This window comes from Pseudoalteromonas sp. S3776, assembly GCF_005886915.1.
In the GTDB taxonomy this organism is placed as follows: domain Bacteria; phylum Pseudomonadota; class Gammaproteobacteria; order Enterobacterales; family Alteromonadaceae; genus Pseudoalteromonas.
Map to the genome: position 1 here is coordinate 149,840 of NZ_PNCU01000015.1, position 22,565 is coordinate 172,404.

Sequence of the window (22,565 nt, forward strand, 5' to 3'; positions counted from 1 at the left end):
TTATTCTAGTTATTATGGCAATGCTGCATTAGTTTATTACTTAAATTTGTTTTAGCGCAATATTTGAGTCATGAAAGCCATTTATAGTACCTAAACTTAAGCACCATAAAAGGATTCTAAAATGGCCAGTTCTACACAACACAGAGTTTATATTCCAACAAATGCGCGCGCTAATCACTATTTACTCGCTGAAATTACCCCCTCTGATGACTTTTATACTAGCTTTACAAACATTGATAGTTGCTATAACCGTATTGCTAAACAGCTATTCGCAAGCTGTGATGAATACGAGCTGCATAATGTACACTTACTGGCTAACGACAAGTTACCCGTTGTGAGATTTCATGATGAGTCGTATCAATTAGAAACAGCAAAGCAAATGTTATTTTTTTACAACCCGCGTTACCACGAAGCGCATAAACTACACTACACCCCTACTTTTAAAAGTAAAAAAATTCGCTTGTTATTTTTAGCTACTGGTGATGATTTACGTGCAAGCTCGGCACAGTTTCACGGCAAAGTGCAAAAAGTGTTAGATAATTTACAATCCCAATTATTTATTGAACAGCCTCAGTTTAAACTTCGCGATCACCAACATTTAACCTATGACTTATTTGCTAAGAACAAAGGCTGCAACCAAAGTTACGGCTACAAGCTAAGAAGCCTGTATCCTCGCTATTTAGCTCGCCAATGTAAAATACCCGCAGAGCATGCAGAAATGACCTATGCAACATTTTCTATACCGGTTTCTCGGGGCATTAAAACGCAGTTTCAAAGCTTAATAAATAAAAATAACTACACTGATTTTTACAATTACTTTGCCACATCTTTTAAAGACTGCTGTGAGCGATGCGCTTTAACTCACGGTGCTATGGTTGCCAACGGTGCAAGGCCAATAGTGCGTAATAGCCAAATAGATAAAAATGATGGGAATGCAGAATTACAAAAAATAAGTTTTGATGTAAATGGTACAGCCACACAAATACATATTTTTTTCAATGCTGAAAAGTTAGTTGAGTCTCTACATTTTGTGATTGTTGCCACTCATAAAGATAAACATGAAATGGGCTATGGCCGCTTTATGAATCAAGTAGAGAAAACAATACACGCTATGTGCTCAGAATTGGCAATAAATAAAGAACGGCAAGATTTATCAGTACGATTTTTTCAACACATTAGTTACCCGTACTAATTTTTTAACTAATAACAAAAAGGCTCGCATTCGCGAGCCTTTTTTAAAGATTAAGCAAACTGATTACCAGCCTGTTTTCTCTTTAAGTGCCTTACCAATATCAGCAAGTGAACGTACAGTTTGTACGCCAGCAGCTTCAAGTGCAGCAAATTTTTCATCAGCAGTACCTTTACCGCCTGCGATGATTGCGCCAGCGTGACCCATACGCTTACCTTCAGGTGCAGTTACACCCGCAATGTAAGAAACAACAGGCTTAGTTACGTTAGCTTTAATGTACTCTGCAGCTTCTTCTTCTGCAGTACCACCGATTTCACCAATCATCACGATTGCTTCAGTTTGTGGATCTTTTTCGAACATTTCTAGCACGTCGATAAAGTTAGTACCTGGGATTGGGTCGCCACCAATACCAACACACGTAGACTGACCAAAACCAGCGTCTGTAGTTTGTTTAACTGCTTCGTACGTTAAAGTACCAGAGCGAGAAACAATACCTACTTTACCAGGTTTGTGGATGTGACCAGGCATGATACCAATCTTAGTCTCGCCCGGAGTGATAACACCTGGACAGTTAGGACCGATCATACGAACACCCGAGTTATCAAGCTTAACTTTAACGTCAACCATGTCGAGTGTTGGGATACCTTCAGTGATACAAACAATTAGCTCGATGCCCGCATCGATAGCTTCTAAGATTGCATCTTTACAGAACGGTGCTGGTACGTAGATAACTGACGCTGTTGCGCCTGTTTCTTTAACTGCATCGCGTACTGTGTTGAATACTGGAAGACCAAGGTGCGTTTGACCGCCTTTACCTGGGCTTACACCACCAACCATTTGTGTACCGTACTCAAGCGCTTGCTCAGAGTGGAAAGTACCTTGACCACCAGTGAAACCTTGACAGATAACTTTTGTATCTTTATTGATTAATACAGACATTATTTGCCCTCCGCAGCAGCTACAACTTTCTCAGCAGCGTCTGTTAGTGATTCAGCAGCGATGATATCAAGGCCTGAGTTCTTAAGAACGTCACGACCTAGTTCAGCGTTAGTACCTTCTAAACGTACAACTACAGGCACGTTTACACCTACTTCTTTAACTGCGCCAATGATACCTTCAGCAATCATGTCACAACGTACGATACCACCAAAGATGTTAACTAAAACAGCTTTTACGTTATCGTCAGAAAGGATGATTTTGAATGCTTCAGAAACACGCTCTTTAGTTGCGCCGCCACCAACATCTAGGAAGTTAGCTGGCTTGCCGCCGTGTAGGTTTACGATGTCCATAGTACCCATCGCTAGGCCAGCACCGTTAACCATACAACCTACGTTACCATCTAGTGCTACGTAGTTAAGCTCGAAGCTTGCTGCGTGTGCTTCACGAGCATCTTCTTGAGATGGATCATGCATTTCACGGATTTTTGGTTGACGGTAAAGTGCATTACCATCGATACCGATTTTGCCGTCAAGACAGTGAAGGTTACCTTCGTCTGTGATTACTAGCGGGTTGATTTCAAGAAGTGCGAAATCAAAATCGTTGAACATGTTGCCAAGACCCATAAAGATCTTAACGAACTGCTTCATTTGTGTAGGGTTAAGACCCAGTTTAAAACCTAACTCACGTGCTTGGTAAGCTTGAGGACCCACTAATGGATCGATCTCTGCTTTGTGGATAAGCTCTGGAGTTTCTTCAGCAACCGTTTCAATTTCAACACCGCCTTCAGTAGACGCCATGAAAACAACTTTGCGAGAAGCACGGTCAACAACTGCACCTAAGTACAATTCGTTAGCGATATCTGTACAGCTTTCTACTAAAATTTTAGCAACAGGCTGACCATTTTCGTCTGTTTGGTAAGTAACTAAGTTTTTACCTAACCAGTTAGCAGCGAATTCTTTTACTTCTTCGATTGTTTTAACTAGCTTAACACCGCCAGCTTTACCACGGCCACCTGCGTGAACCTGAGTCTTAACAACCCACATATCACCGCCGATTTTTTCGGCAGCTGCTGCAGCTTCTTCAGGTGTATCGCAAGCGAAACCCTGAGAAACTGGTAAACCATATTCGGCAAAAAGTTGTTTTGCCTGATACTCATGCAAATTCATGATGCTTTATCCAATTTTTTATACTAAAAGAGCTGAATATTTATGCAAATAAACAGCTATCCCAAATTGCGCACCTAGTATAGATCCCAAGGCTTAACATGAAAACCCCAGTAAGACCAAAGGCGCAAAAAAAAAGCTGTGAATTGTCATTCACAGCTTATATTTCATACTACTCGATTAAACATCCAGTAATAAGCGAGTTGGATCTTCAAGTAACTCTTTAATAGTCACTAGGAAACCAACTGATTCTTTACCATCGATTTGGCGGTGATCGTAAGATAGTGCCAAATACATCATTGGAAGAATTTCAACTTTACCATTTACAGCCATAGGACGCTCTTGGATTTTGTGCATACCCAAAATTGATGACTGTGGTAAGTTGATAATAGGCGTAGAAAGTAACGAGCCAAATACACCACCGTTAGTAATGGTAAAGTTGCCACCTGTCATATCGTCAAGTGTTAGTTTACCGTCACGGCCTTTAAGGGCTAATTCACGAATACCTTTTTCGATTTCTGCAACAGACAACTTGTCACAATCTTTAAGTACTGGTGTAACCAAACCACGTGGCGTAGATACAGCGATGCTGATATCAAAGTAATTGTGATAAACAATATCATCGCCATCAATTGATGCATTTACTTCAGGGAAGCGTTTAAGTGCTTCAGTTACTGCTTTCACGTAGAAAGACATAAAGCCTAAACGAATACCGTGACGCTTTTCAAATACTTCTTGGTACTGCTTACGAAGGTCCATAATAGGCTTCATGTTTACTTCGTTAAACGTAGTTAACATTGCTGTTGAGTTTTTCGCTTCTAATAAACGATTAGCAATGGTTTTACGTAAGCGCGTCATTGGTACACGTTTTTGTGTACGGTCACCCATAGGTGCAGCTGGTGCTGAAGTATCTTCTTTCTTAGCCGCTGGAGCAGGCGCTTTTAGGAAAGTATCAACGTCTTCTTTCGTCACGCGGCCATTTTTACCTGTGCCTTTAATTTTAGACGCATCAAGACCTTTTTCAGCAATTAAACGACGTACAGAAGGCGTTAACACATCTGAGCTATCGTTAGACTCACTTGCAGCAGGCGCTTCTTCTGCTTTAGCTGTAGGTGCTGCTGGAGCACCGCCCGCTTTAACGTTACCAATAACTTGTTCACCAAGTACAGTATCGCCTTCTGCGTTTAGTTGCTCGCCCATGATACCGTCTTCTTGAGCTACTACTTCAAGAACAACTTTATCAGTTTCAATATCTACCAAGTTTTGGTCGCGAGTTACCGCTTCACCTGGTTGTACATGCCATGTAGCAATTGTTGCGTCTGCAACTGATTCTGGAAGTACAGGTACTTTAATGTCCACTTCTTTACCTTCTGATGCTGGAGCTGATTGCGCCGCAGGCGCGTCTTCTGATTTTTCAGGTGCGGCTTCTTCTTTTGCCGGAGCACTGTCACTTGCTGGTGCTGCATCAGCATCATCAAGTAAACCGATAACTTGATCACCAAGTACCGTTGCACCTTCTTCTTGTGATATTTCAGTAATTACACCGTCATTTTGTGCAACCACTTCTAAAACCACTTTATCTGTTTCAATGTCTACTAAGTTTTGGTCACGGCTTACTTTGTCGCCTACACTTACATGCCATGTAGCAACGGTAGCATCTGCAACCGACTCAGGAAGAACAGGAACTTTAATTTCTGTGCTCATTGCTTATCCTTTCTTTTGTATAGTAAGCGCGTCTGCAACGAGCGCTTGTTGTTCTTTAGTATGTACTGACATGTAACCACACGCTGGAGATGCTGATGCCTTACGTCCCGCGTAAGTTAATTTAGCACCTTGTGGGATTGCATCAATAAAGTGATGTTGCGAACAGTACCAAGCACCTTGGTTTTGTGGCTCTTCTTGACACCAAACAAAATCAGTAACGTGCTGGTAACGCTCCATAATCGTGTCCATTTCTGCATGTGGGAACGGGTAAAGTTGCTCCACACGTACAATAGCAATGTTGTCTTGCTCAAGCTTACGACGCTCTTGTAATAGTTCGTAATAAACTTTACCACTACAAAATACCACGCGCTCTACTTTCTCAGGATTAATATCATCGATTTCGTCGATCATATTATGGAATACACCCTGTGAAAGTTCTTCGAGCGAAGATACCGCAAGTGGATGACGAAGTAATGATTTTGGTGTCATTACAATCAGTGGTCGACGAAGTGGTCTAACAGATTGACGACGTAGCATAGCGTAAACTTGTGCAGGTGTTGAAGGAACACACACTTGCATGTTGTGATCAGCACATAGTTGTAAAAAACGCTCTAAACGTGCAGAGCTATGCTCTGGACCTTGTCCCTCGTAACCATGCGGCAGTAAACACGTTAGGCCACATAAACGACCCCACTTTTGTTCGCCAGAACTTAAGAATTGGTCAAATACTACCTGTGCACCATTAGCAAAGTCACCAAATTGGGCTTCCCACAGTACTAATGAAGTAGGTTCAGCTGTTGCATAACCATACTCAAAAGCAAGCACGGCTTCTTCAGATAATACTGAATCGTATACTTCAAACGTACCTTGTTCTTCACTTAAGTGCTGAAGAGGTAAGTACGTTGAACCATCTGATTGACTATGCACTACAGCATGGCGGTGGAAGAAAGTTCCACGGCCTGAATCTTGACCCGTTAGACGAATATCAGTGCCTTCAGAGGCAATTGTTGCATATGCAAGTGTTTCTGCCATACCCCAATCTAGTGGTTTTTCGCCATTGGCCATAAGCTTACGGTCATCGTAAATCTTTTTAACACGAGACTGTGCTTTATATTCTTCAGGGAACTGCGCAACTTGTTCGCCAAGTGCTTTTAGCTTGTCTACCGGTACGCTTGCGTCGTAGTCAACGTTCCACTCGTGTCCTACATACTTAGCCCAATCAGATGAGTGTGAAGTCTCTGGCTGGATTTCTTCAACAACACAGTTACCTTCATCTAAGCCGTTACGATATTCATCGGCTAAAGCTTTCACCTCATTCTCTGTGAATGAACCTTCAGAAATAAGTTGATCAGCGTAGATAAGGCGAGGTACCGCATGTTTTTTAATTTTTTGATACATAAGAGGCTGTGTAGCATTAGGCTCATCAGCTTCGTTATGGCCATGGCGGCGGTAACATACTAAATCGATTACTACATCACGTTTAAACTGATTTCTGAAATCAAGTGCAAGTTGAGTAACAAATGCAACGGCTTCAGGATCATCAGAATTAACGTGGAAGATTGGCGACTGAACCATTTTTGCAATGTCAGTACAGTAATCAGTAGAACGTACGTCATCTTGTTTTGAGGTTGTAAAACCAACTTGGTTATTTACAACTATACGGATACTACCACCACATGAGAAGGCGTTTGTTTGTGACAAGTTAAATGTTTCTTGTACAACACCTTGGCCTGTAATTGCCGAGTCACCGTGGATGGTAATTGGTAATGCTTTACTACCTGAGCTGTCACCTAAGCGATCTAAACGAGCTCTTACAGAACCCATAACCACAGGATTAACAATTTCTAGGTGAGATGGGTTGAACGCAAGCGCCATGTGAACATTGCCACCTTTGGTCGCAAAGTCAGAAGAATAACCCATATGGTATTTAACATCACCCGAGCCTAACGTATCGTTGTGTTTGCCAGCAAACTCATCAAACAACTCAGATGGGTTTTTACCTAACACGTTAACTAGTACGTTTAGACGCCCGCGGTGAGCCATACCGATAACAGCTTCTTTTTGCCCGCTTTCGCCAGCACGGTGAATAAGTTCTTTAAGCATAGGAACTAACGCATCACCACCTTCGAGTGAGAAACGTTTAGCACCAGGGAACTTTGCACCTAAATATTTTTCAAGACCATCTGCTGCGGTTAATCCTTTAAGGATACGCAATTTTTCTTCTTTAGAAAAAGTAGGTCGTGATTGAACAGACTCTAAACGCTGTTGTAACCAACGCTTTTCTTCTGTTGATGTGATGTGCATATACTCAGCACCGATAGAACCACAATAAGTAGTTTTTAGTGCTTGGTATAGTTCACCTAAAGGCATAGTATCGCGGCCTACGGCAAACGATCCTACATTAAATTCGCGGTCAAAATCAGCTTTAGATAAGTCGTGGTACTCTAGCTCTAAATCTCGAACACGCTCTCGTTGCCAAATGCCTAGCGGATCTAGGTTAGCATTTTGGTGTCCTCGAAAGCGGAAAGCATTAATAAGTTGTAGTACTCTGACCTGTTTAAGATCACCGCCACTACCCTCAGCTACCACTACCTCTCTATGCTTGTTTTTAGCAAGCGCCGCAAACTGTGAACGAACTTCTGAATGCTTTACTTCAACATCCACACCATCTACTTTTGGTAATTGTTCGAACACTTCTCGCCATTCTTCTGGCACAGAAGTCGCATCATCTAAATACGCTTCATAAAGCTCTTCTACATAAGCAACGTTGCCGCCGTTTAAATGTGAAGATTCTAGCCATGCCTTCATCACACCTTCGTGCATTTATAAGCCCTTTTCTTTAGCGCAGAAATTAATAGTTGTTATAACAAGATGGCTAATAAAAATATTAGCCATCTTACGTTACTAAGTGATTAAACCGCGCGGTTTAATAACATAGATTTGATTTGTCCAATTGCTTTGGTCGGGTTAAGACCCTTAGGACAAACGCTAACACAGTTCATGATACTGTGGCAACGGAACACACTGAACGCATCGTCTAAGTCTGCTAAACGCTCTTCAGTTGCCGTATCGCGGCTATCAGCCAAGAAACGGTAAGCATGAAGAAGGCCTGCTGGACCAATGAACTTGTCTGGATTCCACCAGAACGAAGGACACGATGTAGAACAACATGCACATAAAATACACTCGTAAAGCCCATCTAATTTATCACGTTCTTCAATAGATTGAAGACGTTCACCAGCCGCTGGCTGATCGTTAATTAAGTATGGTTTAACTTTTTCGTACTGAGTGTAGAACTGACTCATGTCAATAACAAGGTCACGTACCACAGGTAAGCCAGGTAAAGGACGAATTACAATAGTACCTTTGCCACCTTTTTGCAGCGTAGATAATGGTGTAATACATGCTAAACCATTTTTACCATTCATGTTAACGCCATCAGAACCACACACGCCTTCACGACATGAGCGACGGAATGATAAAGTAGGATCTTGCTCTTTTAGTAATAAAAGTGCGTCCAATACCATCATGTCCTGACCTTCCTCTGTTTGCAAAGTGTATTCTTGCATTCGAGGTGCGTTATCAACGTCCGGATTGTAACGATAAACTGAAAATTGTACTTGTGCCATCGTCTCGCTCCTAGTAGGTACGTGCTTTAGGTGGGAACGCTTCACGCGTCTTAGGCGCGTAGTTTACTTCACGCTTGCTCATTTCATCCGTAACAGGATTGAATACTGAGTGACATAGCCAGTTTTCGTCATCACGATCTGGGTAGTCAAAGCGAGAGTGTGCACCACGGCTTTCAGTACGGAAGTTTGCAGCAACTGCAGTCGAGTATGCTGTTTCCATAAGGTTGTCTAGTTCAAGACATTCGATACGCTGCGTATTAAAGTCAGATGATTTATCATCAAGACGCGCATGTTGCAGACGTTCACGAATCTCTTTAAGCTCTTTAAGACCTGTCGCCATAGAGTCACCTTCACGGAATACCGAGAAGTTAAGCTGCATACATTGTTGTAAGTCTTTTTTGATTTGTACTGGGTCTTCACCTTGACCAGCCGTTGAATTTTCCCAACGATTAAAGCGAGCAAGCGAAGCATCTATATCAGATGCAGAAGGCGCTTTAGTAATTTCAACTTCGTTTAGGTATTTACCTAAGAAGTTACCAGCAGCACGACCAAACACAACTAAATCAAGTAATGAGTTACCACCTAGGCGGTTTGCACCATGCACAGATACACAGGCAATCTCACCAACTGCAAACAAGCCTTCTACTACTTTTTCGTTACCATTAGCATCGATTTGTAGCGCTTGACCATTTACGTTAGTTGGAACACCACCCATCATGTAATGACACGTAGGTATTACCGGAATTGGCTCTTTAGCAGGGTCAACGTGAGCAAATGTTTTAGCAAGATCACAAACACCTGGTAGGCGTAGATTAAGCGTCTCTTCACCTAAGTGGTCAAGTTTCAACTTAATATGTGGGCCCCACGGACCATCACAACCACGACCTTCACGGATTTCAGTCATCATTGAACGTGCAACTACATCACGAGACGCTAAGTCTTTTGCGTTTGGTGCATAACGTTCCATGAAGCGTTCGCCATCTTTATTTAAAAGATAACCCCCTTCACCACGACAACCTTCTGTTACAAGTGTACCAGCACCTGCTATACCCGTTGGGTGGAATTGCCACATTTCCATATCTTGCATAGCAACGCCAGCGCGGGCTGCCATACCAACACCATCACCCGTATTAATGTGGGCATTAGTTGTCGATGCGAAAATACGACCAGCACCGCCGGTTGCAAGCACAACAGCTTTTGATTTGAAGAAAGTGATTTCACCTGTTTCAATCTCAATTGCTGTACAACCTACTACATCACCATTATCGTTTTTAACTAAATCAAGTGCATACCATTCAGAGAATACATTGGTTTGGTTTTTTACGTTTTGTTGGTATAGAAGGTGTAATAAAGCATGACCAGTACGGTCAGCTGCTGCTGCAGTACGTGCAGCTTGTTCACCACCAAAGTTTTTCGATTGACCACCGAAAGGACGTTGGTAAACACGGCCATTTTCAAAACGCGAAAATGGTAAACCCATGTTTTCTAATTCAGTAATAGCTTCTGGGCCAGTTTGACACATGTATTCGATAGCGTCTTGGTCGCCGATAAAATCGGAACCTTTAACGGTATCGTACATATGCCATTCCCAGTTATCTTCGTGCGAATTACCTAGCGCTACTGTAATACCACCCTGTGCAGATACAGTGTGAGAGCGTGTTGGGAATACTTTAGATATTAACGCACACGTTTTGCCTGATTCAGTAATGGCAAGAGCGGCGCGCATACCTGCACCACCTGCACCAATTACAACGGCGTCAAATTCACGAACAGAATATTTCACTTAAACACCCCATAAAACGATTAGACCAATAGCTACGTAAGCAACGGCCATCAGGTTTAATACAAAGCCTAAAACAGCGCGTAGTTTAGCGTTTTTAACGTAATCCGTTAAAACTTGCCAAAGGCCAATGCGGGTATGAACCATCATGCATACTAGGGTAATTAGCGTAAAACCCTTCATAGCAAGATTAGAGAATAGGCCTGTCCAGGCTTCGAAAGTGACTTCTGGCATTGCTAAAAAATAGCCGATAATAAAAATCGCATATGCGGTGATTACTAGAGCCGTGGTACGTAAAGATACGAAATCTTGTACACCATCACGTTTAAGAGTTGCTTGATTTAAGACCATATCCACACCCCTGCCAGTACGGCAAATACAACGCCAAGTGCCATTGCAACTTTAGCGCTCAGGTTACCCGATTCAAGTTCTTCCCAGTGGCCCATATCCATAATGATGTGACGGATACCACCAATAAGGTGATAACCCAATACAGAAAGTGTGCCCCAAGCTATGAATTTGGCAATGAATCCGCTAAACAGACCCTTGACGAATTCAAAACCTTCAGCTGAAGAAAGAGACTCAGACCAAGCCCAAATGACAAACGTTAAAGCAAAAAATAATGCAACACCGGTGACGCGGTGAAAAATTGATGCTTTAGCCGTTGCCGGCATAGATATAGTTGTTAGATCTAGATTTACAGGTCTTTGCTTTTTCACAGTTACTTGCCCATCTTGCTCACATTGGAGCTCATCTACTTGTTTTTCTAAAACCCACCAAAATTTCTGGTGGAACTATCAAAGTAAACGTGTCAATACAGCAAAAGTTCACAAATCTGCAAAAATTACGCTGTAAAAATATGTTTACCTAAATACAAAGCGGTTTAAAACCTCCGATAGTATATATACCCAAAGGTTGTTTTACAATTCTTGTTTAGTTAGAGACGTTTGCGAATTAGCCGATAGTATAATATTTAATTGATGGCGAATATTTATTATACATATGTGCATAATGTTTATAAAAATTGACTTTAACCCCCTCTTTCACGTTAAAATGCGAAGATGTGCTTAAAACAAGATTTCAGAACTTTAAAAATCTAAAAATCAGAATAGATATCTTAATAGGAGATACATAGATGGCAGATAAAAAAGCCACAGTCCATATTGATGGACTAGATCCAATCGAACTTCCAATTTATCAAGGCACTGCTGGCCAAGATGTAATCGACGTACGTACGTTAGGTTCACACGGTCACTTTACTTATGACCCAGGTTTCATGTCGACTGGCTCTTGTGAATCTGCAATCACCTACATTGATGGTGGTAAAGGTGTATTACTTCACCGTGGTTACCCAATTGAGCAATTAGCTGAAGACTCTAACTACATCGAGCTTTGTTACTTACTATTAAACGGTGAGTTACCAACTAAAGAGCAATACGATTCATTTGCAAAAGAAATCACGCATAACACCATGCTTGATGAGAAAATTGCTAACTTTTTCCAAGGTTTCCGCTTCGATGCTCACCCAATGGCCATGTTATGTGGTGTAGTAGGCGCATTATCTTCTTTTTACCACGAAGATCTTGATATTACTGATGCAAGCCAACGTAAAACAAGCGCTATTAAACTTGTCGCTAAATTACCGACTATTGCAGCTATGGCGTACAAAACAAACATTGGTCAGCCGTTTGTTTACCCACGTAACGATTTAAGCTACGCAGAAAACTTCTTACACATGATGTTCTCTGTACCGGCTGAAGAATACAAAGTTAACCCTGTAACAGCTAAAGCAATGGACAAAATCTTCATGCTTCATGCTGATCACGAGCAAAACGCTTCAACGTCAACAGTACGTTTAGCCGGTTCTTCAGGCGCTAACCCATATGCATGTATTGCAGCGGGTATCGCATCTCTTTGGGGTCCTGCTCACGGTGGTGCTAACGAAGCATGTTTAAACATGTTAGAAGAGATTGGTTCTGTTGATCGTATTGATGAGTACGTTGCAAAAGCAAAAGATAAGTCTGACCCGTTCCGTCTTATGGGCTTTGGCCACCGTGTTTACAAAAACTTCGACCCACGCGCTACGGTAATGCGTCAAACATGTCATGAAGTTTTAGCAGAGCTTAACATTCAAGATCCACTTCTTGATATCGCTATGAAGCTAGAACAAATTGCCCTTGAAGACCCATACTTTGTAGAGAAGAAACTTTACCCTAACGTTGATTTCTACTCAGGTATTATCTTAAAAGCGATTGGTATTCCAACAAGCATGTTCACTGTAATTTTTGCAATGGCACGTACAGTTGGTTGGATCACTCACTGGGATGAGATGCTATCTCAACCTGGCCATAAGATCAGCCGCCCTCGTCAAATGTATACTGGTTACACGCAACGTGACTTCGTATCAACTGACAAGCGCTAAACTTAGTTAGTTAAAAAAGGCCGCTTTTGCGGCCTTTTTTGTGCGCTTTGCTTGTCAATTTTATGAAACCGATTACAATTCCTGCCTAAATTTATAGATGTTGAATAGCCATGCCTTCTCAAGAGTTTGATATAACAAAAATCCGCAATGACTTCCCTACTTTAAACCAAACCCTTAATGGCAACCCTTTAGTTTATTTAGACTCTGGCGCAACGTCGCAAAAGCCACAAAGCGTGATTGATGCAACCACTCGTTTTTATAATTTAAGCAACGCAAATGTTCACAGAGGCCGTCACACCTTAAGCGAGCGCGCTACTGAGCAGTATGAAGCAGCAAGATTAAAAATAGCAGATTACTTTAACGTAAAGGCTAATGAAATAGTCTGGACAAAAGGTGCAACAGAGGCGCTAAATTTACTTGCTCATGGCCTACAAAGTCAAATTACTCACGAAGATACGGTATTAATTACGCCACTTGAGCACCATGCTAATATCGTTCCTTGGCAGGTATTAACGCAAAATACGGGGGCAACGCTATCTGTACTCCCTCTTGAGCAAAACGCGACGTTTAATATAGCGCGCTGCATAGACTTTATCACACACACTAAAGCAAAGGTGCTATGTATCAGCCAGGCCTCTAACACATTAGGTAATATTACCAATTTAGCTCCACTAATAGCTGCAGCGAAAGCAGTCGGCACATTAGTTGTTGTCGATGGCGCACAAGGAGCTATGCATTTACGCCCTAATTTAAAACAGCTCGGGTGCGATTTTTATGTTTTCTCAGCACATAAAATGCTTGGCCCTACGGGTGTTGGGGGCTTATATGGACGCTATGAATTACTCAATGCGCTTACCCCGTACCAAACGGGTGGTGAGATGATTGATACCGTTACCCTTGAAAAAAGCACCTACCGAGCCGCTCCTGCAAAATTTGAGACTGGCACCCCAAACATAGCCGGAGTAATTGGCTTTAGTGCAGCAATTGATTATTTATCAGCCCTAAACATACAACAATTACAGCGCTATGAGCGGACAATTTTTAATTATGCAGCGACACAGCTAAGCAAAATTGATGGGGTTACTATCTATAGTGACCTAAACAATAATATTGGTACCCTTAGTTTCAATTATAAAGCTGAACACCCTTACGATTTGGCAACTTTGCTTGACGGATTTGGCGTTGCAGTGCGCAGCGGTCACCATTGTACGCAACCATTAATGCATCATTTAGGGGTAAAAGGCACTGTTAGAGCAAGCTTTGCATTTTACAATACTCATCAAGATGTAGATAATTTCATCCATGCCTTGAAAGAATCGATTGATTTATTAGACTAATTTAGGATAACTCATGACAAATACGTTTAACAGCGTAATTAAACCTATACAACATGCGCAATCTTGGCAGCAAAAATATCGCGAAATAATGCTTTTGGGCAAAACACTTCCCGCTTTAGCGGATGTACTTAAAACCGATGACGCACTTGTTCCTGGGTGTGAGAGCAAAGTGTGGATGTTTATGGAGTTTGACGATAGCGAGAATCGTTTAGTGGTTATTGGCGATTCAGACACCCGCATTGTAAAAGGCTTATTAGCGATAATTTTAGCGCTTTATAATGGCTTAACACCTGAAGAAGTCGTGAATATTAATGCGTATGACGAATTTGAAAAGTTAGGCTTGATTAAACACCTTAGTGCATCTCGTGGGAACGGAATAAAAGCCATGGTAGAGGCAATTCAAAGCATGGCAGCAAACAAGCTCAATTAAACTATTGAGCTTGTTGTAAACGCTGTTTTTTATCTAAATATTTACGTACCGCTTTAGCCGCTACAAAAAAGCCAAAACTTCCTGTGATCATAGTGACCGAGCCAAACCCGTTATTACAATCCATATTCATTGTACCATCAGCATTTTGTTTAGCATGGCATACACTGCCATCACTGCCTGGGTAAACTAGTTGCTCAGTTGAGTACACACAATCAATATTAAATTTGCGTTTTGGGTTGTTACTAAAATTATATTGTTTGCGTAAAATATAACGCACTTTAGCAAGTAGCGGATCTTGCGTGGTTTTAGCCACATCACCAAATGTTATTTGGCTAGGATCAGTTTGCCCGCCCGCGCCGCCTGTAGTAATAATAGGCATTTTATTGCGCTTACAATGAGCAATAAGCGCTGCTTTTTCCTTAACTGCATCAATACAGTCAATAACGTAATCAAAACCTTGAATATGCTCACGAATATTTTCAAGAGTAATAAAGTCATCTATCACAGTTACTTCACACTCTGGGTTTATCAGTTCGCAGCGACTTTTCATTGCATCTACTTTGGCCTGACCAATACTGCCGCTAAGCGCATGAATTTGCCTATTTACGTTCGTCGCGCAAATATCATCTAAGTCAATTAAAGTGATCTTACCCACGCCTGTACGTGCTAAAGCTTCGGCGGTCCAACTTCCTACACCGCCTATTCCCACTACACAAAAATGGGCTTGTTGTAGCCAATCAAATTGTTGGTTACCGTATAGGCGTTTAATTCCGCCAAAACGAATATCGGTTACTTTTTCGCTCATTTACCAATCCAGTTCCCACGGCGATTGCCATGCTTGAAATTCTTGATGATTAATTAATTGCTGGTACTCATCACCCTTAGTAGGCAGCAAAGTGCAATTAATTTGCTCCCCATGCCATACAAAACTTAACGCATAGGCATGAAGATACGCTCGCTCAGCTGCGCTACCGCTATAGAGTGAATCGCCTAAAATTGGCGTCCCTAAACTTTTTAATGCCACTCTAAGTTGGTGAGTTTTACCCGAATATGGCTTTAATATATACGCCCTAAACCCCGGCTTATAACTAAAAGAATAAAAGCGGGTAATGGCTGGGTTTTGCATGGTCGGTAAAAGCTTAAACATGCCCCTGCGAGACTTAGCCATATCACCTTTTATCCACCCTTGCTTTTTTTTAGGTTTAGCATTGCTTATTGCTAAATAAAACTTGTTTATTGCATGCTCAGTAAAAAGAGACGTAAATTTAGCAGCGGCATCTTTATTGCGACTAAGAATAATAAGGCCAGAGGTCACTTTATCAAGGCGGTGAACAGCAAATAATTTTTCGCCCGTTTGCTGCTCAGCTAATACCACAAACCCTTTTTCACCTTCTGAGTGAAAATTAAGCCCCGCTGGTTTTTCAAATATGTAAAAATCAGCGTGGCTAAACACGATGGGTAATTCTCTTTTTACCATTATTAAGCTTGCTTAGCTTTTAGGTAGGCAATCACTTTTTCTAGATCCTCGGGCGTATCAACCCCAGCATGTGGCGTTACTTTAGCCTGCTCAATTTTGATAGCGTAACCATGGTATAACATCCTAAGTTGCTCTAGCGACTCAAGTACTTCAAGCGGCGATACACTTAGCTCAATATACTGCTTAATGAAGCCCGCGCGATAAGCATATATACCCACATGACGTTGAAAAGGCGTTATATCTAACACACTGTCGTTATTTAACATTGCGCTTCTGTCAAACGGAATACTGGCACGTGAAAAGTACAACGCATTTTTATTAATATCACTAACTACTTTCACTGCATTAGGATTAAATACTTCCTCTTGTTCTTCAATGGCTACACTTAATGTTGCCATTGGCGCGCTCGAATTATTGAGTAAAGTGGCAACTTGAGATACGTTTTCGCTGGCAAGTAATGGCTCATCGCCTTGTACATTTACCACCACGGTTTCAGCATCTAGCTTAAGTAAGTCAACCACCTCTGCCAAGCGCTCAGTACCTGATTGATGATCTTCTCTTGTCATGAGCACATCATTTGTGAACGATTTAACAGCATCAAACACTTTTTGATGATCGGTTGCAATAACCACTTTACTTGCACCTGACAAACACGCTTTTTCATACACATGTTGAATCATAGGTTTACCGCAAATGTCGGCTAATGGTTTGCCAGGTAAACGGGTAGACGCGTAACGTGCAGGTATTACAACTACGAATTCCACTTATCAACCTCATCTTGAGATAGCTCACGTGCTTCATTTTCTAAAAGTACTGGTATATCGTCGCGTACAGGGTATGCAAGTTTGGCTGCGGTGCTGATAAGTTCTGCATTGTCTTTATCAAAACGAAGCTTTCCTTTACACACAGGGCAAGCAATTATTTCAAGTAATTTTGTATCAAAGGCCATTGAGGATCCCTTTTTGTTTTAATAATAAATCTAATTTATGTATAACAGCGTCTGTAGGTTTTGCATTAACAGGTAGGTAGTACCAATTATCTTTTGCAAAGTCTCTACATTTTACCGCATCTTTTTCTGTCATTAATACGTTGTCGTCATTAAATTGAGTAAAATCAGCCAAACTATAAGCATAGTGATCTCTAAAATGATGCGTTGAAAGCAGCTGAATATTTTGATCTTCTAGTGTATTTTCAAAACGCTTCGGGTTACCAATAGCACTAACCGCATGGCCTTGTTCAATTGTTTTGTTCACTGAAGTATTGTCAGCAACGTGCCTGAGCCCACTCGTTTTTAAAACGTAGCTATGTGGTGCGCCCCCACCATTTTCAATCACTAAATCAACGCTATTTAATCTGTGTTTTGTTTCACGTAATGGTCCTGCGGGCATAACAAAGCCATTGCCAAACCGCCTTTGGCTATCAACAATGCAACACTCTATATCGCGCGCCATTTTATAATGTTGCATACCATCATCAGAAATAATGACATCCAGACAAAATTGCTGCTCTAATAATGTAATATTGGCTTCTCTATCCGGCCCAACCACTAGAGGACACTTTAAACGATTAAATAAAAGTATTGGCTCATCACCGGCTTGCGCACTTGTTACACCGCGCTCTACCACCAGCGGGTAGCTTTTTGCTTTACCGCCGTAGCCACGGCTAATAATACCCACTTTTAGGCCTTGCTCTGACAAGTATTCGTACAGCCATAATACAAATGGCGTTTTGCCATTTCCACCTACACTTATATTGCCCACCACAATCACTTTAGATTTAGCTTTAAAAGATTTAGCAATACCACATTGATAAAACCCTTTTCTAATACTGGCAATTAACCAAAAAAGTGCAGCTAACGGCAATAAAAGTAGTGTTATAAAACCAAATGGTTTATACCAGCTTTGCTCGATTTTACTCACCCGTGTTCACCAAATTGCATTTTGCAAAGCGCAGAATACGTGCCGTCTTTGGCAAGTAAACTTTGGTGATCACCACTTTCAATCACCCGGCCGCCGTCGATAACGTATATTTTGTCGCTGTTTTCAATTGTTGATAGACGATGCGCAATAACAATCGACGTTTTATCTTGCATTAACGTATCTAGTGCTTGCTGAATGAGCTTTTCTGACTCGGTGTCTAGTGCTGATGTTGCTTCATCTAAGATTAAAATAGGCGCATCTTTTAATATAGCGCGCGCAATTGCTATACGTTGACGTTGACCACCAGAGAGCATCACCCCGTTTTCACCAACCATGGTATTGAGCTGTTCAGGTAAATCTTTAACAAATTCCCATACGTGGGCTTGTTTGATCACCTCTTCTAACTGCTGCGGTGTTATTTTACGGGTTAGTCCATAACAAATATTGTTAGCAATTGTGTCGTTAAATAACACCACCTGCTGAGATACCAAAGCAAACTGGCGGCGTAAATCTGCCAGTTTATATTTATCAAGTGCAACGCCGTCGAGCAAAATTTCACTGGGTGCTTCTAAGTCATAATAACGTGGTAATAAATTAGAAATAGTTGACTTACCCGAGCCTGAACGCCCTACAAGCGCGATGCTTTCACCGGCTTTTATACTTATTGATAGGTTATTTAAAACAGCTTCATCTTTAGTGGGGTATTTAAAGGTCACGTTTTTAACCTCAATTTCGCCCTTCACTTTATCTACGCTGTAAGTACCTTTATCTTTTTCTATTTCTTCATCTAAAACTAAAAAAATACTTTGCGCTGCAGAAATACCACGCTGCATATCACTGTTCACATTTGCTAATTGTTTAAGCGGGCGTAAAAGCATCATCATAGATGAAATAAGTACAACAAAATCGCCAGAGCTAATCGTATCTATCATAGAGGGCATAGAAACAACCCATAAAATAACAGCCATTGCACTGGCCGCTAGTACTTGAATGACCGACACGCTTAACGCTTTAGTGGCATCCATTTTAATTCGTTGCTGGCGATTATGATTATTGATTTTAGCAAACTGGTCGATTTCCTGTTGTTGGCCACCAAACCCATGAATAACCTTATGGCCACTCAACATTTGCTCAGAGCTTCGGGTAACCTGGCCCATGGCAGACTGTATGTTCTTCGAAATATGGCGAAAACGTTTAGATACAAACGTAACAATGATTGCCACTAAAGGAATGATCACTAAAAATATCAGTGAAAGCTTCCAGCTGGTATAAAACATAACGCCAAGTAAAAAAACCACAAAAGCGCCTTCACGTACTACAATTAGTAATGCTTTAGTAATTGCTTGCTGAACTTGTTCTGTGTCAAAGGTGATTTTTGAAATTAAATCACCTGTTGAGTTTTTATCATGAAACGACACAGGCAAATGTAATATGTGTTCAAATAACTGCTGGCGTAAAGCGCGTACTACTTGCGAGCCTACATAGCTTAAGCAATAAGAAGACATAAAATTAAACAGGCCACGCCCTATAACTAACGCAATAACTACAAAAGGAGCATAAGCTAACACTTCGTTATTTCGTTGATTTAGGCCTTCATCAATAAAAGGTTTCATTAATTGAATAAATAAAGCATCCATACCTGAGTAGCCGATCATGCCAATAATAGCAACGAAGGCAACGCTTTTATAATCACCGACGTAAGAAATCAACCGCTTATAGATTTGTGTAGTACTTTGACTCATATTACTCTCGTTATACAATTTCAGCCCTTATTGTATCCTTCAAACAGCCAAAACTAAACGTCAATCTTCTATAAACCAATAACTTTCGTGTTTGCGAGCCGTTGTCACTTCAAAGCCATCTTTATATATACTCACAGTAATTTGCCCATCAAGAGCAGTCACATATTGTTTAGCATTTATTGCTTTGTAGCGCGAAACCACGCTTTCACTTGGAAATTGCCACTGTCCTTCAAAGGCTGTTGAGTGAATAACGGTGTGCGGATTAACATGGTCGATAAATTCCATGCTAGAAGACGTATCACTGCCGTGATGAGGGCTTAAAATCACATCGGCTTGCAATGAATGAGTTTTAATAAGGCTCAGCTCACGCGCTTTAGAAATGTCACCCGTTAATAGCATCGTAAATTGTGGCGATTTAACTAATAACACACAGGAGTTATCGTTTTCATTATCATATTTATCACTCGAAAAACTACTGATATGCAAGTCATTAAAGTTATAGTCCAAAGAGTTACATCGCGTGGTAGTGCCATGTGGATGAAACCGTTTAAAGCTATCCCCAAATCCCGCTTTAATAAAATGCGCTGCTCCTCCTGCATGGTCATTATCTTGATGGCTTATTATGGAATCACTAACAGTTAAATTGTGGGCTTTTAAATACGGAATTAACACACTGTATGTACGGCTAAATCGGTTGAAGTAGCTAGGTCCAAAGTCATAAACCAATGCTTGATTATCTTTTTCAAGTAATGTCATTAGCCCGTGCCCCACATCAAACACATGTAACTGCCAAAGCGGTTTAGGTAAAAACATGTAATCAACCAATGCAACACACAAGGGAATAATTGCCAAACGTTTAAACGGGCTAAACCACGCTATTAAAATAAATATATAAGCCGCAATTAAATACAGCGTGCTTGGTTTCGCTATATCTAACCACTTGTATTGCCAAGGTATAGTATCCATATAATCAAGTAAAATGCGCAGCATATTATCGAACAACACTATCACAGGCGTTATATCTACCACCGTACTAATAATCATAATTAGCAGCAAACATGGCATAATTACTACGCTTAATAATGGAATGGCTACTAGGTTAATAATAAGCCCTACAATACTTACACCACTAAAATAAATAAGGGTAATAGGCATAAGCGCAATAAACAAAGCAACCTGAATAATACACAGCGTCAATAGCACGCTAAGCCAATTATATTTCGTTTTAGGAAGTCGTTTTATAACTAGATAAATAATTGCAACAGCAATAAAAGAAAAATATAACCCGGGGTTTAAAACATTAAAGGGGTTAATAAGTAATACCGCGACCAGGGCATATAATATGCTTCGCCATCTTAATGGCTGTTTAGCCACAAAGTACAGCACCCAAGCGCATGTTAACATTATAAAAGCGCGAGTGGCTGAGAGTAAAAAATCACTTAAATACACATAAATAAATGCTGCAAACCAACCGGTAAAACTATAAAAAAATGTTAAGTTGATGGACTGTGCTACTCTAACTTTCAAAATGTATGCTGTGTACTTACATAATAAATAAAAACAGCTGAATATAAGCCCTATATGTAACCCTGAAATCGCTAATAAATGGCTCAAGCCTAAGCTTTGCATCGTTTGCTTATTTTCAAAGGACATAAGGGACTTGTCACCACTTAATAGTGCATAATAAAGCCAGTTAAGTGATGTTTTTTGAAATGTGCGTTTTAAAAATTCTCTATATTTAATAATTATTGAAGGAGAAGCCCCATGCGAAATACTGAGTTGTTTATTCAGTACTTTCCCTTTAAATAGTATGCGCTGTTTAAATGCATGCACGTTGTTATCAAACACGTTGAAATTTTTTATTGTTCTAAATTCTTTCAACGCTATTGCTGCATCAAAGGTATCACCGTGCTTAATGAGTTGCTCAGAATCGACACTTAACATCGCTTTTGGCGCTTTAAATTTATGTATTTCATCCCCATTAAGCTTTAATAACGTTGCTTTTATATACTGTGGTTGCTTTGCTGAGATGACTTCATCAACATAGATTGTGGCTGGATAAGCGTAGTTATTTTCAACATTTGGCAACTTATAGCTATAAAACAGGTAAAAGTGCACAACAATGCAGCAAATAGCTAAAATAAACCCTAACAAAACATTTAAAAACGGCTTAAAATAGGCGCTCGCAATAAGGACAGATATTGTGATGACTGTAAACTCAAGGGTTTGATAATAAAATACGGTTGAAATACAGCCAATTACAAATCCAAGACTAATCCACACTGAAGTAAATGGTTGCTTGAAATGCCTAAGAAAACGATTCAACGATTTTTACCTGATCCTAATAAAATTAGGCATCATAAAACACTTAGAATATTCGGCCGCCTATTACAAGACGCCAATCTATGGCATTTGAACAGACGCTCTGCAAGAGGCGCATTTGCAGTAGGTTTATTTTTTGCATTCATCCCTGTTCCTTTTCAGATGGTTTTAGCAGCCGCAGCAGCCATTGTTTTTAGAGTAAACTTACCTATTTCTGTTGCATTAGTATGGCTTACCAACCCACTAACAATGCCGCCAATATTTTATGGCTCATACCTTGTAGGTACGCTCGTTTTAAACCAACCAGAGCAGCATTTTGCATTTGAAGCCAGTTGGGCATGGTTTTTAGAAAGCCTTTCTACCATAGGCCCTGCATTTTTAATTGGCTCATTGGTCTGTGCTTCTATCGCTTCTGTTATTGCTTATTTTAGTATTGATATTATTTGGCGCCGCTCTGTACGAAAAGCATGGCTTGCGCGTAATCAGTAAATTATAGCCGAAAAAAAACCAAC

Annotated in this window: 20 protein-coding genes; 5 read left to right on the forward strand and 15 right to left on the reverse strand. The window is 40.7% G+C overall.

The window, feature by feature from the left end; translation table 11 throughout:
* Positions 1–121 precede the first annotated feature (121 nt).
* Positions 122–1,192: a DUF3083 family protein gene (locus CWC16_RS07860; protein ID WP_138541144.1), complete on the forward strand. Its 1,071-nt coding sequence runs from the start codon at positions 122–124 to the stop codon at positions 1,190–1,192.
* A 63-nt stretch (positions 1,193–1,255) separates the two neighbouring features.
* Here CWC16_RS07860 and sucD read toward each other — a convergent pair whose 3' ends face one another.
* The 8 genes from sucD to sdhC form a co-directional block, all read right to left on the reverse strand.
* Complete coding sequence (sucD, locus tag CWC16_RS07865; protein WP_004586678.1) at positions 1,256–2,128, reverse strand: succinate--CoA ligase subunit alpha; 873 nt, start codon at positions 2,126–2,128, stop codon at positions 1,256–1,258.
* Complete coding sequence (gene sucC / locus CWC16_RS07870) at positions 2,128–3,294, reverse strand: ADP-forming succinate--CoA ligase subunit beta (protein ID WP_004586679.1); 1,167 nt, start codon at positions 3,292–3,294, stop codon at positions 2,128–2,130. The genes sucD and sucC overlap by 1 nt, the downstream gene beginning before the upstream one ends.
* A gap of 177 nt (positions 3,295–3,471) precedes the next feature.
* A complete protein-coding gene (gene odhB / locus CWC16_RS07875; protein ID WP_138541145.1) occupies positions 3,472–4,995 on the reverse strand; it encodes a 2-oxoglutarate dehydrogenase complex dihydrolipoyllysine-residue succinyltransferase in 1,524 nt (507 codons plus the stop codon).
* Positions 4,996–4,998: 3 nt separating this feature from the next.
* Complete coding sequence (gene sucA, locus CWC16_RS07880) at positions 4,999–7,818, reverse strand: 2-oxoglutarate dehydrogenase E1 component (protein ID WP_138541146.1); 2,820 nt, start codon at positions 7,816–7,818, stop codon at positions 4,999–5,001.
* 89 nt (positions 7,819–7,907) lie between these two features.
* Positions 7,908–8,624 (reverse strand): succinate dehydrogenase iron-sulfur subunit, encoded by a 717-nt coding sequence (locus CWC16_RS07885; RefSeq protein ID WP_004586682.1) that lies wholly within the window; start codon positions 8,622–8,624, stop codon positions 7,908–7,910.
* Between the two features lie 10 nt (positions 8,625–8,634).
* Entirely contained in the window at positions 8,635–10,407 is a 1,773-nt protein-coding gene (gene sdhA / locus CWC16_RS07890; RefSeq protein ID WP_055015984.1) for a succinate dehydrogenase flavoprotein subunit, read from the reverse strand.
* A complete protein-coding gene (sdhD, locus tag CWC16_RS07895; protein WP_055015985.1) occupies positions 10,408–10,755 on the reverse strand; it encodes a succinate dehydrogenase, hydrophobic membrane anchor protein in 348 nt (115 codons plus the stop codon).
* Positions 10,746–11,123 carry a succinate dehydrogenase, cytochrome b556 subunit gene (gene sdhC, locus CWC16_RS07900; RefSeq protein WP_082429331.1) on the reverse strand — a complete coding sequence of 126 codons (378 nt, stop codon included), beginning with the start codon at positions 11,121–11,123 and terminating at the stop codon, positions 10,746–10,748. The genes sdhD and sdhC overlap by 10 nt, the downstream gene beginning before the upstream one ends.
* A gap of 416 nt (positions 11,124–11,539) precedes the next feature.
* Here sdhC and CWC16_RS07905 point away from each other — a divergent pair, with 416 nt between their 5' ends.
* The 3 genes from CWC16_RS07905 (at position 11,540) to CWC16_RS07915 (ending at position 14,593) form a co-directional block, all read left to right on the forward strand.
* Positions 11,540–12,826 (forward strand): citrate synthase, encoded by a 1,287-nt coding sequence (locus CWC16_RS07905; protein ID WP_138541147.1) that lies wholly within the window; start codon positions 11,540–11,542, stop codon positions 12,824–12,826.
* Positions 12,827–12,936: 110 nt separating this feature from the next.
* Complete coding sequence (locus CWC16_RS07910) at positions 12,937–14,163, forward strand: aminotransferase class V-fold PLP-dependent enzyme (protein WP_138541148.1); 1,227 nt, start codon at positions 12,937–12,939, stop codon at positions 14,161–14,163.
* Positions 14,164–14,176: 13 nt separating this feature from the next.
* The gene (locus CWC16_RS07915) at positions 14,177–14,593 is read left to right on the forward strand and encodes a SufE family protein (protein WP_055019756.1); all 417 of its coding nucleotides are present in this window, start codon (positions 14,177–14,179) and stop codon (positions 14,591–14,593) included.
* 1 nt (position 14,594) lies between these two features.
* On the opposite strand, the gene tcdA is transcribed toward CWC16_RS07915, so the two are convergent.
* The 7 genes from tcdA to CWC16_RS07950 are packed head-to-tail and all read right to left on the reverse strand — an operon-like array spanning position 14,595 to position 22,056.
* A complete protein-coding gene (gene tcdA, locus CWC16_RS07920) occupies positions 14,595–15,398 on the reverse strand; it encodes a tRNA cyclic N6-threonylcarbamoyladenosine(37) synthase TcdA (protein WP_138541149.1) in 804 nt (267 codons plus the stop codon).
* Positions 15,399–16,070: a TIGR01621 family pseudouridine synthase gene (locus CWC16_RS07925; RefSeq protein ID WP_064387338.1), complete on the reverse strand. Its 672-nt coding sequence runs from the start codon at positions 16,068–16,070 to the stop codon at positions 15,399–15,401.
* Positions 16,071–16,072: 2 nt separating this feature from the next.
* Positions 16,073–16,834: a 3-deoxy-manno-octulosonate cytidylyltransferase gene (gene kdsB, locus CWC16_RS07930; protein WP_138541150.1), complete on the reverse strand. Its 762-nt coding sequence runs from the start codon at positions 16,832–16,834 to the stop codon at positions 16,073–16,075.
* A complete protein-coding gene (locus tag CWC16_RS07935; RefSeq protein ID WP_055015993.1) occupies positions 16,822–17,019 on the reverse strand; it encodes a Trm112 family protein in 198 nt (65 codons plus the stop codon). The genes kdsB and CWC16_RS07935 overlap by 13 nt, the downstream gene beginning before the upstream one ends.
* Positions 17,009–17,989: a tetraacyldisaccharide 4'-kinase gene (lpxK, locus tag CWC16_RS07940; protein WP_138541151.1), complete on the reverse strand. Its 981-nt coding sequence runs from the start codon at positions 17,987–17,989 to the stop codon at positions 17,009–17,011. The genes CWC16_RS07935 and lpxK overlap by 11 nt, the downstream gene beginning before the upstream one ends.
* A complete protein-coding gene (gene msbA / locus CWC16_RS07945) occupies positions 17,986–19,731 on the reverse strand; it encodes a lipid A export permease/ATP-binding protein MsbA (protein ID WP_138541152.1) in 1,746 nt (581 codons plus the stop codon). The genes lpxK and msbA overlap by 4 nt, the downstream gene beginning before the upstream one ends.
* A 60-nt stretch (positions 19,732–19,791) precedes the next feature.
* Positions 19,792–22,056 carry a DNA internalization-related competence protein ComEC/Rec2 gene (locus tag CWC16_RS07950; protein ID WP_138541153.1) on the reverse strand — a complete coding sequence of 755 codons (2,265 nt, stop codon included), beginning with the start codon at positions 22,054–22,056 and terminating at the stop codon, positions 19,792–19,794.
* On the opposite strand from CWC16_RS07950, the gene CWC16_RS07955 reads away from it, so the two are divergent.
* On the forward strand, positions 22,036–22,542 hold the full coding sequence (locus CWC16_RS07955; RefSeq protein ID WP_055016018.1) for a DUF2062 domain-containing protein: 507 nt from the start codon (positions 22,036–22,038) through the stop codon (positions 22,540–22,542). The two genes, CWC16_RS07950 and CWC16_RS07955, sit on opposite strands and share 21 nt — an antisense overlap.
* Positions 22,543–22,565 lie beyond the last annotated feature (23 nt).

Excerpts from the sequence above, each read along its gene's own strand:
- CWC16_RS07955 (WP_055016018.1), top strand. The coding sequence starts at position 22,036 with ATGCCTAAGAAAACGATTCAACGATTTTTACCTGATCCTAATAAAATT.
- CWC16_RS07915 (WP_055019756.1), top strand. The coding sequence starts at position 14,177 with ATGACAAATACGTTTAACAGCGTAATTAAACCTATACAACATGCGCAA.
- CWC16_RS07905 (WP_138541147.1), top strand. The coding sequence starts at position 11,540 with ATGGCAGATAAAAAAGCCACAGTCCATATTGATGGACTAGATCCAATC.
- CWC16_RS07925 (WP_064387338.1), bottom strand. The coding sequence starts at position 16,070 with ATGGTAAAAAGAGAATTACCCATCGTGTTTAGCCACGCTGATTTTTAC.
- tcdA (WP_138541149.1), bottom strand. The coding sequence starts at position 15,398 with ATGAGCGAAAAAGTAACCGATATTCGTTTTGGCGGAATTAAACGCCTA.
- CWC16_RS07860 (WP_138541144.1), top strand. The coding sequence starts at position 122 with ATGGCCAGTTCTACACAACACAGAGTTTATATTCCAACAAATGCGCGC.
- sdhD (WP_055015985.1), bottom strand. The coding sequence starts at position 10,755 with ATGGTCTTAAATCAAGCAACTCTTAAACGTGATGGTGTACAAGATTTC.
- CWC16_RS07885 (WP_004586682.1), bottom strand. The coding sequence starts at position 8,624 with ATGGCACAAGTACAATTTTCAGTTTATCGTTACAATCCGGACGTTGAT.
- odhB (WP_138541145.1), bottom strand. The coding sequence starts at position 4,995 with ATGAGCACAGAAATTAAAGTTCCTGTTCTTCCTGAGTCGGTTGCAGAT.
- sucD (WP_004586678.1), bottom strand. The coding sequence starts at position 2,128 with ATGTCTGTATTAATCAATAAAGATACAAAAGTTATCTGTCAAGGTTTC.
- msbA (WP_138541152.1), bottom strand. The coding sequence starts at position 19,731 with ATGAGTCAAAGTACTACACAAATCTATAAGCGGTTGATTTCTTACGTC.
- CWC16_RS07910 (WP_138541148.1), top strand. The coding sequence starts at position 12,937 with ATGCCTTCTCAAGAGTTTGATATAACAAAAATCCGCAATGACTTCCCT.
- CWC16_RS07935 (WP_055015993.1), bottom strand. The coding sequence starts at position 17,019 with ATGGCCTTTGATACAAAATTACTTGAAATAATTGCTTGCCCTGTGTGT.
- sucA (WP_138541146.1), bottom strand. The coding sequence starts at position 7,818 with ATGCACGAAGGTGTGATGAAGGCATGGCTAGAATCTTCACATTTAAAC.
- sucC (WP_004586679.1), bottom strand. The coding sequence starts at position 3,294 with ATGAATTTGCATGAGTATCAGGCAAAACAACTTTTTGCCGAATATGGT.